This window comes from Neobacillus citreus (genome assembly GCF_018343545.2).
Classification (GTDB): Bacteria; Bacillota; Bacilli; order Bacillales; family Cytobacillaceae; genus Neobacillus; species Neobacillus citreus.
Map to the genome: position 1 here is coordinate 12,701 of NZ_JAGYPE020000049.1, position 14,587 is coordinate 27,287.

General features: G+C 40.8%; 18 protein-coding genes. 15 read left to right on the plus strand and 3 right to left on the minus strand.

All coding sequences use genetic code 11. The annotated features are described in order from the left end of the window. Window positions 1-124: 124 nt before the first annotated feature. On the minus strand, window positions 125-724 hold the full coding sequence (locus KHB02_RS21525; protein ID WP_213145126.1) for a DUF502 domain-containing protein: 600 nt from the start codon (window positions 722-724) through the stop codon (window positions 125-127). Between the two features lie 119 nt (window positions 725-843). On the opposite strand from KHB02_RS21525, the gene KHB02_RS21530 reads away from it, so the two are divergent. Further along, window positions 844-999, plus strand: coding sequence for a YjcZ family sporulation protein (locus tag KHB02_RS21530; protein WP_213145127.1), 156 nt, complete (start codon window positions 844-846; stop codon window positions 997-999). Window positions 1,000-1,044: 45 nt separating this feature from the next. Here KHB02_RS21530 and KHB02_RS21535 read toward each other — a convergent pair whose 3' ends face one another. Further along, the gene (locus KHB02_RS21535; RefSeq protein WP_213145322.1) at window positions 1,045-2,397 is read right to left on the minus strand and encodes a TrkH family potassium uptake protein; all 1,353 of its coding nucleotides are present in this window, start codon (window positions 2,395-2,397) and stop codon (window positions 1,045-1,047) included. Between the two features lie 170 nt (window positions 2,398-2,567). On the opposite strand from KHB02_RS21535, the gene KHB02_RS21540 reads away from it, so the two are divergent. The 10 genes from KHB02_RS21540 (at window position 2,568) to KHB02_RS21585 (ending at window position 11,994) form a co-directional block, all read left to right on the plus strand. Beyond that, window positions 2,568-3,911, plus strand: a complete 1,344-nt coding sequence (locus KHB02_RS21540; protein ID WP_213145128.1) for an aspartate aminotransferase family protein — start codon at window positions 2,568-2,570, stop codon at window positions 3,909-3,911. A 17-nt stretch (window positions 3,912-3,928) separates the two neighbouring features. Then, complete coding sequence (locus KHB02_RS21545) at window positions 3,929-4,621, plus strand: CoA transferase subunit A (RefSeq protein WP_213145129.1); 693 nt, start codon at window positions 3,929-3,931, stop codon at window positions 4,619-4,621. Further along, window positions 4,606-5,271, plus strand: coding sequence for a 3-oxoacid CoA-transferase subunit B (locus KHB02_RS21550; RefSeq protein WP_213145130.1), 666 nt, complete (start codon window positions 4,606-4,608; stop codon window positions 5,269-5,271). The genes KHB02_RS21545 and KHB02_RS21550 overlap by 16 nt, the downstream gene beginning before the upstream one ends. A 32-nt stretch (window positions 5,272-5,303) precedes the next feature. Then, window positions 5,304-6,572: a peptidase gene (locus tag KHB02_RS21555; protein ID WP_213145131.1), complete on the plus strand. Its 1,269-nt coding sequence runs from the start codon at window positions 5,304-5,306 to the stop codon at window positions 6,570-6,572. A gap of 100 nt (window positions 6,573-6,672) precedes the next feature. Then, window positions 6,673-7,527, plus strand: a complete 855-nt coding sequence (gene ablB / locus KHB02_RS21560) for a putative beta-lysine N-acetyltransferase (RefSeq protein WP_213145323.1) — start codon at window positions 6,673-6,675, stop codon at window positions 7,525-7,527. 64 nt (window positions 7,528-7,591) lie between these two features. Beyond that, on the plus strand, window positions 7,592-8,983 hold the full coding sequence (locus tag KHB02_RS21565; RefSeq protein ID WP_213145324.1) for a sigma-54 interaction domain-containing protein: 1,392 nt from the start codon (window positions 7,592-7,594) through the stop codon (window positions 8,981-8,983). Window positions 8,984-9,146: 163 nt separating this feature from the next. After that, window positions 9,147-10,580, plus strand: coding sequence for a lysine 2,3-aminomutase (gene kamA, locus KHB02_RS21570; RefSeq protein WP_213145132.1), 1,434 nt, complete (start codon window positions 9,147-9,149; stop codon window positions 10,578-10,580). Between the two features lie 12 nt (window positions 10,581-10,592). Then, window positions 10,593-10,874, plus strand: coding sequence for a YokU family protein (locus KHB02_RS21575; protein WP_213145325.1), 282 nt, complete (start codon window positions 10,593-10,595; stop codon window positions 10,872-10,874). 74 nt (window positions 10,875-10,948) lie between these two features. Next, window positions 10,949-11,179 carry a YozE family protein gene (locus KHB02_RS21580; protein WP_213145133.1) on the plus strand — a complete coding sequence of 77 codons (231 nt, stop codon included), beginning with the start codon at window positions 10,949-10,951 and terminating at the stop codon, window positions 11,177-11,179. Between the two features lie 119 nt (window positions 11,180-11,298). Next, window positions 11,299-11,994 carry a hypothetical protein gene (locus KHB02_RS21585; protein ID WP_213145134.1) on the plus strand — a complete coding sequence of 232 codons (696 nt, stop codon included), beginning with the start codon at window positions 11,299-11,301 and terminating at the stop codon, window positions 11,992-11,994. Window positions 11,995-11,997: 3 nt separating this feature from the next. Here the strand turns inward: KHB02_RS21585 and KHB02_RS21590 are convergent, their stop codons facing one another. Beyond that, complete coding sequence (locus KHB02_RS21590; protein ID WP_213145135.1) at window positions 11,998-12,162, minus strand: hypothetical protein; 165 nt, start codon at window positions 12,160-12,162, stop codon at window positions 11,998-12,000. Window positions 12,163-12,335: 173 nt separating this feature from the next. Here KHB02_RS21590 and KHB02_RS21595 point away from each other — a divergent pair, with 173 nt between their 5' ends. From KHB02_RS21595 to KHB02_RS21610, 4 genes are all read left to right on the plus strand, one after another. After that, the gene (locus tag KHB02_RS21595; protein ID WP_213120491.1) at window positions 12,336-12,509 is read left to right on the plus strand and encodes a YozD family protein; all 174 of its coding nucleotides are present in this window, start codon (window positions 12,336-12,338) and stop codon (window positions 12,507-12,509) included. A gap of 172 nt (window positions 12,510-12,681) precedes the next feature. After that, complete coding sequence (locus tag KHB02_RS21600) at window positions 12,682-12,858, plus strand: hypothetical protein (RefSeq protein ID WP_241114008.1); 177 nt, start codon at window positions 12,682-12,684, stop codon at window positions 12,856-12,858. A gap of 23 nt (window positions 12,859-12,881) precedes the next feature. Beyond that, window positions 12,882-13,703, plus strand: coding sequence for a serine/threonine protein kinase (locus KHB02_RS21605; protein WP_213145137.1), 822 nt, complete (start codon window positions 12,882-12,884; stop codon window positions 13,701-13,703). After that, window positions 13,690-14,460 (plus strand): sporulation protein, encoded by a 771-nt coding sequence (locus tag KHB02_RS21610; RefSeq protein WP_213145138.1) that lies wholly within the window; start codon window positions 13,690-13,692, stop codon window positions 14,458-14,460. Before KHB02_RS21605 ends, KHB02_RS21610 begins: the two co-directional genes overlap by 14 nt. Window positions 14,461-14,587 lie beyond the last annotated feature (127 nt).

Sequence of the window (14,587 nt, forward strand, 5' to 3'; positions counted from 1 at the left end):
AGTGAGCGGCTTTTTTAGCTAATAGGAAATTATAAATTTTTACAAATTTATAATTTCCTAACGCATAAATTCAACTACGCCTCTGTCTTCGTCCTATCGGACTCGCCAATCAGCGAGTTTTCATTTACATTGGACTTTTTTCCTTCTGCTTTGCACTGGACGTCATCCCGCCGGATAGAATAAATTTCATGGCATCCTCCGGTTTCACATCAATAATTTCAATCTGCTCCTTTGGAATGAGAAAGGTAAAGCCCGCCACCTGAAAGGTCTGTGGAATATATACCGCTACATGGTCCTTTAATGGACTGTAAAAATCCTCTACCTGATCGGATGTAATGAACCCCATACTTTTCATCTCGGTTCCGGGAATGACAACCAAAGCCACCTTTGAAAAAGATTTCTTATCCCCCAAAAAGGATTGTATAGTGTCCTTTATGACTGAATAAATCGTTTTTACTACAGGGATTTTTTCCAGCAGCCGATCAATTAGCCGGATGATTTTTCCTGAAATGTACTTTGTCGATAGCCAGCCCAACAGGGTAATCAGGATAATAGTCGTCAACAAGCCGATGCCTGGTATATAATCTTCCTTTAAGTACGGTCGTAACCGGTCACCAAGCAACCCATCCAAAAATAAAAACGTTTTGTATATTACATAAATGACCAGTATAATCGGAACAATCGTCAAAATCCCGTTAATAAAACTTTTTAAAATTGCTTTCATTCATCTCACCTGCCAAACTAATATCGTATTTCATAATATAGGCGAATGCACATACAGGTCAAGCACCTACTACATAAAGTAATCTTGAAAAGATACAATTTTTGGAGGAGTGAATGCGAATGTATCATGGATATGGTTATGACGGATGCTGCGGCTACCCTGGAGGTTACGGGTATGGCTATGGCGGTGGATTCGGATTTGGATATGGCGGCTTTGCGCTAATTGTCGTGTTGTTTATTCTCTTGATTATTATTGGCGCAAGCTGGGCCTACTAAAAAGTGCGGCTGACTCCTAAACCGGGGTCAGCCGTTTTCATTTTTTTATCCGATAATAACCTTTTCCTTAGGATAATGGAATGTTTCTTTCCTTCCCTTGCCTCTTAACATCAACAGACAGGTAACAATTCCAATCCTTCCGATAAACATTAATATCATGATCAGTATTTTACCGAATGTTGTCAAATTCGAAGTTAATCCCAGCGATAAACCATTTGTCCCGAAGGCAGAAGTGACCTCAACGATAATCGGTATCAAGGTGCTTTTCTCAGTAATGGATAAGATGATAATCGAAAGTAAACACAAGAAAGCTGCTGTTGTCATCACAATAAATGACTTAATGACATCGTCGTGATTTAATTCCCTTTTAAATATTTTAACAGACCCTTTTCCTTGTGCATAAAAGATAATCGTTAAAACAACAATGGCAAAGGTAGTTGTCCTTACTCCTCCGCTGGCACTGCTCGGTGAACCGCCGATAAACATTAACAGGGACATAAATAGCTGATTACTCTGAGTTAATTCACTGATATCTAATGTTGCAAGCCCTGCACTTTTGGTTGTAACGGAGTGGAAAAAGGAATAAAAAAGGGTTTGGTGCCAATTTTTATCCGAAAAAAAATGATCAATGTCCAAAAGAAAAATAAAGATTCCCCCGAGCAAAGTAAGGATGATAAAGGTCATGGTTGTCAATTTCGTAAATAGGGTAAAGTGAAATCTTTTTTTACTCCTTAAGGATAAAAAGAAATCAAGCACCTCTACGATTACAGGAAATCCAATTGCTCCAAGTACAATTAAAAGCGCGACCATGAATTGAACAAAGTAATCCTGATCATAAGGAATAAGGGAAGCTCCCGTAATATCAAAGCCAGCATTGGTCGTTGCGCTAATTGAAATAAAAAAACCATGTTTAAAAGCAGATAATATCCCATCATAGTATTTGAGTAAATGAATTCCCAAAATAATTCCGCCGATAAATTCGATGGAAATGATAAAGATAAAAATCCGCTTTGCCAGATGGACTAAGCCGGAAAGGTTTGATTGATTGTTGTCAATCATAATCAATTGCCTTTCCTTTAACCCAACTTTTTTCCCCAGCATCACCCAAAGAAATGTACTTAGAGACATGATTCCAAGTCCTCCTAGTTGGAGAATGACGCAAAGGAGAAAAATCCCGAAATTATTGAACGTATCTTTTAAGGAAATAACGCTTAACCCGGTTACGCTAACGGCGCTAACGGCTGTAAACATGGCATCGATAAAGCTAATTTTTACATTTGGAAGGTGCGCGAAAGGTAATTTTAATAAAAGTGTTGAAATAATAAGTGCAGATAAATAAAAAATAAAAATTAATTGAAATGTCGAAAGTTCCCTCGTCTTCGACTGTAGCTTCTTCATAGAGTCCATTTAAATTCATTCCTTATATAATCTCCCTGTTATTCTATAATAAGCTTTGCAAATTGTAAAAGGCCGGAAAGAAACAAAATAGTGAATCATACAATTTCAATAAGGAAATGAATCTATTAGCTTCTTAATTTTGCATTATGCAGAGGGAAGTGGTTTATAGGGTGGAACAGTCGTATTTAATTAAGCCCATGCTTGATGGGTCATATCCCGTCATCGATTATGGAAAAGGAGTCTATTTATATGACAAGAACGGAAAGAAGTACTTAGATGCCGCGTCTGGGGCTGTCACAGCCAATATCGGTCATGGAGAAAAAGAGATTATTAAGGCGATGGAAGAGCAGGCCCAAAAGGTCTCGTTCGTGTACCGTTCGCAGTTTACCAGTGAAGCAGCTGAAAAACTGGCTGAAAAGATTGCTAAGCTATTGCCGGGAGATTTGAATTGGAGCTTTTTCGTCAACAGCGGTTCCGAAGCCACAGAAACTGCCATGAAAATGGCAATCCAATATTGGCAGGAAAAAGGAATTACCACGAAAAATAAGATTTTGTCCAGATGGGTTAGTTACCATGGGATAACTTTGGGAGCGCTTTCGATGTCCGGCCATCCTGGAAGAAGGGCAAGATTTGTTCCACTTTTAGAGGAGTTTCCAGTCATCCATCCCCCTTATTGCTACCGCTGTCCATACCATCTTGAAGCACCTGCCTGCCAATATCTCTGCGCCCGTGAGCTAGAGACTGCCATCAACAGAATCGGGGCAGATAAAATTGCCGCCTTTATCGCAGAGCCTGTCATAGGTGCTGCAGGCGGAGCCATTTCCCCGCCAAAGGATTATTTAAAAGCGATAAAGAAGATTTGTGATGACCATGACATTCTGTTTATTGCAGACGAAGTAATGACAGGAGCTGGCCGGACTGGTGCGATGCTGGCATCTGAGCATTGGGGCGTCATTCCAGATATTGTCGCCTTAGGAAAGGGGCTTGGAGCAGGGTATGCACCGATTGCCGCTGCTGTTGCCAGCGATAAAATCATCGAGCCGATTCTCGCAGGCTCCAAAGTGGTCATGAGTGGTCATACATTAAGTGCCAATCCGCAAAGCTGTGCTGCCGCTTTAGCGGTCCTAGAATATTTGGAAAAAAATCAGATTATGAGAACAGTAGTAAGCAAGGGTGAGTTTTTACGAAAGGAACTTGAGAAACTAAAGAGCCAATTTTGGTTTATAGGGGATATCCGAGGGATGGGCCTTCTACTCGGAATTGAATTTGTCGAGGACCAAACGTCAAGAAGACCGTTTCCTAGAAATGCGCAAGTTACGCAAAGAATGGTGGAGCTTGCCAAGGAAAAAGGGCTGATCGTATATCCTGCAGGTGCAGGAATAGATGGGGTAAATGGTGACTCGATTATAATTTCACCTCCATTAACTATTACTGAAGTAGAAATGAATGAATTAATTTACTTATTAAAGGAAGCATTTTCAGTCTTTTCAAAGGAAATTAATTTATCGGAATGACTGGGTGGTGTGAAAAGATGGAAAACCCATTTAGGAAAATCACAACCTTGGAGAAGGTCATGGAGTTTTTTCATGACGGAATGACATTAATGTTTGGCGGCTTTGGCGGTGTAGGGACTCCGCCAGGTTTAATCGATGGGATTCTCGAAAAAGGGATTCGCAATTTGACACTAATCGGAAATGACACTGGTTTTCCCCATATTGGAATCGGAAAATTGGTCAGCCAGGAAAGGGCGAAAAAAGTGATTGCCTCGCATATAGGGTCAAATCCATTTGCCGGTCAGTTCATGCATGAGGGGAAGCTCGAGGTGGAGTTTTCCCCACAAGGCATTCTCGCTGAGAGAATTCGTGCGGGCGGTGTGGGACTCCCTGGAATTTTATCCGATATCGGCAAGGATATTGAGCTGGTAGCGGGAAATAAACAGAGGGTCTTGCTGAACGGTGAAGAATATTTAGTTGAGGAAGCATTAACAGCGGAGGTTTCCATCGTATTTGCGAAAAAGGCTGATGAATATGGAAATTTAATTTATGACAAGAGTGCCCGCAATACCAATCCACTTGTGGCCATGGCGGGTGCGATTACGATTGCCGAAGTAGAAGAAATTGTTCCCCTCGGCGCTCTTAATGCGGAAGAAATTATTACACCCGGAGTATTCGTGGATTATATCATTCCAACTAAAGGGGTGAACTGGAAATGGGCATGGGAGTAGATATACGTAATAAACTAGCGAAACGTGCAGCAGAAGAAATTCAAAATGGGATGGTAGTGAATCTTGGTATCGGCATCCCTTCCCTCGTCCCTAATCACCTCAAGAAAGGGGTAAACGTTATTTTTCATGCGGAAAATGGCATTACTGGAATGGGCCAAAGTCCGATAAAAGGTGAGGAGGACGAAAACCTTTGCAATGCAGGGGGCTTTCCTGTCACGTTAAACATCGGCGGTTCCTATTGTGATAGTACGGTTTCGTTTGGCATGATCCGCAGCGGCAAAATAGATATCACGATTTTAGGCTCCCTTCAGGTAAGCCAGAAGGGAGATTTAGCGAACTGGATTGTACCTGGCAAGAAGGTCCCGGGGATGGGCGGGGCAATGGAGCTTGCCCAAAAGGCAAAGAAAGTTATTGTCCTGATGAACCACTGTGATAAACAAGGCCGCTCAAAAATCGTCAAGGAGTGTACTATGCCCCTTACTTCCAGGGAATGTGTGGATTTGATTATTACGGAATTAGCCGTTTTTCAAGTGACAGACGAAGGACTGCTTTTAACAGAGATATTTGCCCAAGGTAATCTTGAAGATGTAGTCAATAAAACACAGTGTGAATTTGCTATTAGTGAAAATTTGAAAGAAATCCCCTATTAAATGCAGCATAGTTAATAAAGGGAGTGGTGCAGATGAAAAATCATGAAGCTCAAATCAACACCTGGTTGAAGGAGAACCGGGCAAGAGGGGCAAGGCTCCTGCAAATCCTTGTCAGGGAAAACTCCACAAGAGGGAACGAAAGCAGTGCTCAGGCGATTCTCATTGAAAAATGCCGCCAGCTTGGATTAACACTTGATATTTGGGAAATTGGCAGTGAAGAATTAAAAAATCATCCAGCCTACTGCTGTGATCGACATGACTTCGAGGGGAACCCCAATCTAGTTGCTGTGTTAAAGGGCACAGGCGGAGGGAAATCTCTCATTCTCAATGGTCATATTGATGTGGTTCCGGTTGGCAATGAGTCAAGCTGGGAACGGGATCCCTTTAGCGGGCATATCGAATGCGGAAAGCTGTACGGCAGGGGGGCCACCGATATGAAAGGGGGAACCGCCGCCCTTTTAATGGCGCTTGAGTCCATTATTGCCTCTGGAATAAAGCTTAAAGGCGACGTCATTTTTCAGAGTGTTATAGAAGAGGAAAGCGGCGGCGCGGGAACGCTTGCGGCTGTACTAAGAGGATACTGTGCCGACGGAGCGATAATCCCCGAACCGACGAATATGAAAATTTTCCCGAAGCAGCAGGGCTCTATGTGGTTTAGAATTACCGTAAAAGGCAAGGCAGCTCACGGAGGAACTCGCTACGAAGGCGTTAGTGCAATTGAAAAATCGCTAAAAGTCATTCAAAGATTGCAGCGATTAGAGAAAGACCGGAATGACAAAATTTCAGACCCGCTTTATCAGAAAATCCCAATCCCAATTCCTATTAATATTGGAAAAATCACAAGCGGTGAATGGCCGTCATCGGTGCCTGACACTGCTGTGATTGAAGGCAGGATGGGGGTTGCCCCGAATGAAACAATGCAATCTGCTCAGGCTGAAATGGAAGCTTGTCTTAACGAGCTTAATGAGCAGGATTCTTGGTTTAAGGATCATCCTTTAACCATCGAATGGTTTGGCGGCAGATGGCTGCCAGGAAATATGGAAAGCAGCCATCCATTAATGAAGGAGCTTTCTGCAAGTTTTAGAGAGGTTAATGGGGAGGAACCAGTGGTGGAGGCAAGCCCATGGGGAACCGATGGCGGAATTCTATCAGCCGTGGGGAATACACCAGTTGTTGTGTTCGGCCCGGGGACTACGGAAATTGCCCATGATGCCAATGAATATATTATTCTCGATGAAATGTTTGCCGCAAGCGAGATAATCGCTCTAACCATTTTAAAATGGTGCGGAGTACAGGAATAGTGTTGTAAAATCAGAATACTGCAGGCGAAATGTCTGGCTTGGAAAAGCCAGACATTTTCCTGGAAAATAAGTAATTTTTTGAGAAAAAGGGGTGATGATGATGAATCATTTACCAACGACAATTTTTGAAAATCATTCCACCTTCTATATGGAAGTCTGTATTGACCCATTTAATAAAAGAATCCGAGTCGACGACTATCGCGGGAATATAAATCAGATTCTGGTAAGGGCTGAGGCGCTTGTCAAACAGCATCAAGTAGAAAAGTTAATCATCAAAGCGCGAATGGAAGATACGATTTCCCTTTTTGAATTTGGTCTTCAGCCTGAAGCGATCGTAGACCATTATTTCCGGGGTTCGGATGCATATTTTTATACCAAATATTATATTTCTGATCGAAAAAAAAACGACCAATGGATGACGGAAGACGCAATCATTCACAGTATTTATCAATTGGATTATGTCCAGCAAAACTTAACCCCGCCAAAAGATTACGAGATTAAAAAAGCTGATGAAAGCCTGGCTGCCAAGCTATCTGCTCTTTACAGGCAGGTGTTTCAAATCTATCCAACTCCATTAAATGACCCGGAATATATAAAAAAGACAATGCGGGATGGGACAATCTATTATGTTTTTTTACATCAGGGGGACATCGTCAGTGCAGCTTCTGCGGAAATAAACGATTTTTATAAAAATGCGGAATTAACAGATTGTGCGACACTTCCGGAGCACCGGAAATATGGACTGATGAAGCTTCTCCTGAATGAGCTTGAGAGAGAATTAATTAAAAAGGGGATTTTTTGCAGCTATTCAATCGCCAGGTCATTGTCATTTGGGATGAATGCAGCCCTATATCAGCTCGGCTATTTTTACCGCGGAAGGCTCATGAATAATGTCTATATTTATGACAAACTGGAGGATATGAATATGTGGGTAAAGAATTTGGCAGGCTGCTAGCTTTTTGGCAGATGGTGCCCGTTTTTCGGCACCAGGTATACTGGCGGAGGGGGCAGGTGAAATAATGGGCCAATTAACTGCTTTAACACAGGAAGTCCTAAGTGCCATTTTAAAAAGCATTGATGAAGGAATCCATGTGGTTAATATCGAAGGGAAAACCATTTTTTATAATGAAGTAGCGGCAAGGCATGATGGAATGGAGGTGACAGAGGTTCTTGGAAAGCACCTGCTAGAGGCTTTCCCTTCCCTAACAGAAGATTCAAGCACCTTGTTAAAGGTCATCAAAACAGCTAAGCCAATCTATAACCAGACTCAAGAATACGTTAATCTACATGGCGCCAGAATTGACACCATGAATACTACCTTGCCAATTCTGCTGAATGATGAAATTATCGGTGCAGTTGAAATTGCAAAAGATTATTCGCGGATGAAACTGCTTGCAGAAAGGCTGCTAGACCTGCAAAAAGGACTGAACAAAAGCAAACGGAAAAAGATCCCTCCACAGGTCCGCTATACATTAAATGATTTAAAAACGGTAAACCCAAGCTTTAATAGAATGAAGGAGGAAGCCAGGAAACTAGCAAAATCGGATTCTCCCATCCTTGTATACGGCGAATCTGGTACCGGTAAAGAATTATTTATACAAGGAATTCATCATGAATCAAGACGGTCAAACGGACCCTTTATTGCCCAAAATTGCGCTGCTATCCCTGAAACCCTGCTTGAAAGCATGCTGTTTGGAACGGCCAAAGGAAGCTATACGGGAGCCGTTGACAGAAAAGGGTTATTTGAGCTTGCAGATGGGGGCACCCTGTTTCTTGATGAACTTCACGCTATGCCTATTGAATTACAGGCGAAGCTTCTTAGGGTTTTAGAGGAGGGAATGGTCAGAAGGGTGGGCAGTTCTGAAAATAGTTCCGTGGATGTCCGTGTCATTGCTGCGGTAAACGTTCATCCAAATAAAGCTCTCCAAGAAGAAAAACTGCGCTCTGACCTTTATTTTCGCTTAAATGTATTTACCTTTTCTTTGTTGCCGCTCCGGGAAAGAAAGGAAGATATCGTCTATTTATGCAAATTCTTCATACAAGAATTTAATCATAAACTAAAAAAAAATGTCCTAGGAATGGAAGAAAAACTGGAATTCTTCTTCATGGATTATCAATGGCCTGGAAATGTCCGTGAATTAAAACATACATTGGAATATATGATGAATATCTGCAGTGGCAGTTTATTAACCACTGAAGACCTGCCAATCATGATAAAGCAGCATCCACCCCATATAAGAAGGAATGTCAGGGAATGTGTAAATATGTCACTGCGTCAACATGTTGATGACCTTGAAAGAAAACTGATCATTGAGGCGTTGGAGCAATCCGGCGGCAATGTAAAACAGGCTGCAGAGCTTTTGGAAATCCCAAGACAGACTTTACAATATAAATTAAAAAAATTGATGTAATGTTAATGGGTGCCGATTTTTCGGCACCTTTTCATTTCTAAAAATGAAATAAGTATTCACTTCCTCCTTCCGACCGGCAGAACACAAACGGGCACCTTAGTTTTTCGCTTTGGCACGATACTTGCATAATATTAAAGTAAGCAAGGAGTAGGAGGAATAATGAATGAAACAATTTTTATATAAGCCTGACCGGCATTGGAAAGACATAGAGCTTTGGAAAGATGTAACGGAAGAACAGTGGAACGATTGGCTCTGGCAGTTAACCAATACAATTCGTACCCTTGACGATTTAAAAAAGGTAATTAACCTTACCCCCGATGAAGAAGAGGGGGTAAGAATCTCAACTAAAACCATCCCCTTAAACATTACACCTTATTACGCATCCCTGATGAATCCTGATGATCCGCGCTGTCCAATTAGAATGCAATCTGTCCCAATCGGAAAGGAAATTTATAAGACAAAATACGATCTAGAAGATCCCTTATATGAAGACGAGGATTCGCCGGTTTCCGGATTAACACATCGTTATCCAGATAGAGTTTTATTTCTTGTCACGAATCAGTGCTCGATGTATTGCCGCTATTGTACAAGACGGCGGTTCTCCGGGCAGATTGGCATGGGTGTCCCGAAAAAGCAGCTTGATGCGGCCATTTCCTATATACGGCAGACCCCGCAGGTAAGGGATGTTCTCATTTCCGGCGGAGATGGGCTGTTGATCAATGATAATATTTTGGAATATATCCTGAAGAATTTGCGCGAAATCGACCATGTCGAAATTATTCGCATCGGGACAAGAGCACCTGTTGTTTTTCCACAAAGAATTACAGAAAACCTTTGCAACATTTTAAAAAAATACCACCCTATTTGGCTAAATACACATTTCAATACTTCAATTGAAATAACGGAAGATTCGAAACGTGCGTGTGAAATGTTAGCAAATGCCGGTGTTCCTGTTGGCAACCAGTCCGTTATCCTTGCCGGAATCAACGACAGTGTTCCGATTATGAAAAAATTAATGCATGACCTCGTGAAAATTCGGGTACGGCCATATTATATTTACCAATGTGATTTGTCAGAAGGTATCGGCCATTTCCGTGCCCCAGTTTCCAAGGGGCTTGAAATCATCGAGGGACTTCGCGGCCATACTTCTGGGTATGCGGTGCCTACCTTTGTGGTAGATGCTCCCGGCGGCGGCGGAAAAATTGCTCTGCAGCCGAATTATCTGATTTCCCAAAGCCCGGAGAAAGTTGTCCTCCGTAATTTTGAAGGAGTGATTACCTCTTATCCGGAGCCGGAGAATTATCAGCCTGGCAAAGCAGATGCCTATTTTAAAGAAGTTTATCCAGATATGGATGAGAAAAAATCGCTCAATGGCATCGCCGGAATTATGAATGACCAGCATTTTAATCTTGTTCCGGAAGGTTTGTCGAGATTAAATCGCCGTAAGGGATACACCGAAGATCCTGCCCACTCTACACTAAAGGATAAGCGTAGTAAGCGGGATGAATTAAAGGAGAAAAAGTATCAAGCGTTAATCCAAAGGGAAAATGAAACGGAGCAAAATACCGAAGTAAAGGCAGACTCGCCAACAGAGTAGGGAAAGGAGTTGATGGTCTTGGTTTGTGAGTGGTGCAGCAGTGAAAACGTAAAAAGTGTTTCCAGTACAGTTTATTGGGAATTGCCTGATGGCTCGAGGGCAATCGAAATCACGGAGACACCTGCTTTCGACTGTCCTGATTGTTCCATGGTATATCAAAGCGAGGCGACCATTAAAGAAATAGAAGATCAATTATTTTTAATTGACAGCAAGAAGGTGGGGAAAATCATTACTTTTAAGGAGCTTATGAGCATCCCTCGCTTATTAAAAAGAAACTATTTTGATTTTTCATAAGTACTGGACACGTGAGAGTGGTTGGATTAATATTTATTGATAAAAAGAAGTCTTTTTAGAAAGGCGTTTTATCAATGAATAAATCATTTTACCATTTTTTAATGAAATACCGGCATCCGGCCCCAAAAGATGCAATCAGCCGGTTTGCCAATCACGCCTATTTGGATCATGACTTTCCTAAATATTCACTGGATTATTATGAACTAACGGCCTATCTTGAACTTAACGGCCATTATTTAGATTCTATGTCAACCTTTGATGAGGCCTGGCAGATATATACTTTGTCAGAGTATAAAGACCGATAAATCGCCTTCATGATGAGGCGATTTTTTCATTTTAAAAATGTCTAGCGCTTTTAAAAAGATGTTCGCATATACTATTGTAATCAAAATTCACGGCTAATCCTTAAAGGGGAGGAGAGGAAATGACAAAAAGGAAAAAACCAAAGTATAAAATAGGTGATACGGTTGTGATTACAATTTACGGGACTGTAGGCAGAGTGACGGATGTGAAATGGCTGGACGGAGATTATGTGTATGAAGTCAATAAAAGCCATGGTTTATTTAATGAATCAGCATTGGAATTGCTCTCAGAATATGATGGCAAGGTCTTAGAACAGGAACAAATTGATATAGAATACAAGTTTTTTATCGGCGATTTGGTTCAAGTTAGCGGCTATGGTGCGGATCTTTTTAAAGTGATTGGCTTCCGGACAGAAATTTGGCGCTATAAAGAAGACGCCTGGGAAGATGTCATTTACGAATTGTCAAGGGTAAGTGACGGGGAATGGCTGGAAGTCGGAGAAGAAGAACTGACACTTGTCGCTGATGCTGAAAGTGCAGATACATTTATCCAAAAGCTTGGTCTTTTATACTTAGTGAACAAACAAGATAAAACAACAAAAAGTCCAAATATACAGAACATGGTTAGAAAAGCAGAATTTGAAGAAATTTCTCGCAAAAAGGAGAAAAAAGAATTAATTGATAATCTGTTAGACATATTTAATGACTACCGAATTCTTTATGAATTATTTCATGATCAAGAATACTATCAAGTTATGCGGGTTATCCTGAAGAAGTTGGAAAGTCTTGTTAATAACGATGGCAAAAGCCATGTCTAGTTGTTAGGTTAATATTTCGAACAATAAATAAAGAATAAATGGAATACCAGCCCATTTTATAAAAGAAAACAAGCAATCTAGGATTTTTTCGAAATATTGGAGGGTGATGCCATCCTCACGATTTACATCTTCCATCCAAGCCTCAAGCTTCCAAAGTAAATTCGTCATACAATCACCTCGTGGATATCATCTTGTTATTCATCCTATGCTTGTCCAGCAAATTCAGAACTGAAAAGTTTCAATCTGCAATAAAATTCCACCTCGAACCAATTAGACATCCCAAAGTAACTAGCATGAAAAAGCTTTAACGGTCATACATTCTGTAAAAAGGGGGCGATGACTTGAGAGAAATTGAAGTATTTATTGATACAGAAGAAATTGCTGAATTTTTCTTTCACGAACTTGTCAAGAGAGGATACGTTCCTAGCGAAGAGGAATTAGAGGAAATCGCAGATATTACGTTTGAATATCTAATTGAAAAAAGCATTATTGATGAAGAAGTACAGGATGATTAAGTTATAACCGCTTTCCTAAAAAAATGACAATTATATAGATGAAAACGAAAGACGAGCAGTCCATGCTCGCTTTTTGTTTTATACGGGTAAAACGTCCTAAAAATTTTAAAAATCGCGAAACCTTTTTTTGTCCCTCTCGTATATATGAATACGAAAGATTGGGGGGATATGGATGTTCAAAAAAATCCTTAAATCAATTTTTAAGAACCAGCTTCATCATCAAAAGTATGGGTCTTCAAGTGATCATTGGAAAAAAAAGAACCATTATAAGCACAGCCAGATGGGGCATTATCACTATAAAAAGAAGCATAAAAGCGGCAGCTTCCTGTCTAGTTTCTTTAGCAGTTAACTGTGAAAAAAAGGTCCGCTGAAATGTATAAAAGATTAATATTAGGTTTATCAAGTTTCATTGAAAAACAGTTTTCCAAAGAAGAAATAATTTCTGGCCGCTATAAGGTGATGGAGCATCTTGGGATGGGGAGTTACGGACATAGCTATTTAGTACTTGATCTTTCCTCCCAAGATTACAAAGTTTTAAAAGCATTAAGGCTTCATAAAAGAATCACCAGGACTGGCCTGAGAGGGTTTGAATTTGAAAAGGAATTGCTGCGCTCCATTAACCATCCTGGTTTCCCACATTACTTTGAGGGGGGTACATATAGACATATACCGTATTTTACAATGGAATATATCGAGGGTAAGAATTACGAGCAGCTTATTTTCTCTGAGGGATGGAAGTTAACCGAAAGAGAAGCTTTTTCCATTGGCTATGAGCTGCTTGAGATGATCGGCTATCTTCATGAGCGGAATATTGTTCATAGGGATATCCGGATTCCAAATGTGATTTTTGACGGGTCAGCGATTAAGTTAATTGATCTTGGGTTGGCCAGATCTTTGGATAACGTCGGAGGTAAAAAATCCAAGGAATCGAACCCCCGGAAAGAGCTGAATTTCCAGGCTGATTTTTATGGTCTGGGTCACTTTCTGCTGTTTTTGATATATTCAAACTTCTCATTTCCCGAAAATAAGAAGGAAAAGAGCTGGGAAGAGGAGTTAGATATAACAGAACATGCTAAACACATTTTACGAAAATTGCTCATGCTTGAGACTCCTTATGACAATTGCGTACAAGTAAAAAAAGATATACAAAATCTTATGAATGATTTAGGAGGAATAAACAATGTCACTCTTTAACAAAATGTTTGCCAGTGTTGGAATTGGCGCGGCGACCGTAGACACGAAGCTTGAAAAGGACACTTACATGCCGGGAGAAACAGTGAAAGGTGTTGTAGAAATAAAAGGGGGTAAAGTGGATCAACAAATTGATGAAATTTACCTTGCTTTAAATACTACCTACCTAAAAGAATCGGATGACCGTAAGTATACGGTCACTGCCACCATCGACCGTTTCCGGATTACTACACCATTTACAATTAATGTGAATGAGAAGAGGGAAATCCCGTTTACGTTCCAGTTGCCATATGATACTCCCTTATCTATTGGAAGGTCTAAAGTGTGGGTTTCCACTGGATTAGATATTAAAGGAGCAGTGGATCCGGGGGACAAAGACTATCTCAAGGTTGTCCCCAACCCGTTAATGTCTGCGGTTTTTGATGCTGTCGACAGCCTTGGATTTAGAATTCGTGAGGCCGATTGTGAAGAAGCGCCAAGAAGATTGCGCGGACGCCTGCCATTTGTTCAAGAATTTGAGTTTGTTCCGGTGTCCGGATCATTCCGTGGACGCTTAGATGAGCTTGAAGTTGTGTTCTTCCCTGCTGGAAATGGCGGCCTTGACCTAATGTTCCAGGTCGACCGCAAGGCAAGAGGACTTTCTGGTTTATTCTCAGAAGCACTCGGAACGGATGAAACAAACGTAAGAATGACCGTTACCAATTCTGATATCCCTTCTCTAAGACAGCAAATCCAAAATGTGATTGGCAGATATTCTTAATAATTTATAAGTGTTAAACAATGGTGCTGTTCATATGGTGCCATTGTTTTTTTATAAAAAAACTACTTTTCGACAAAAATAGTGTTGTTTCTTTGAAGGAATCGACAATACCCGTCTTTAATTATTA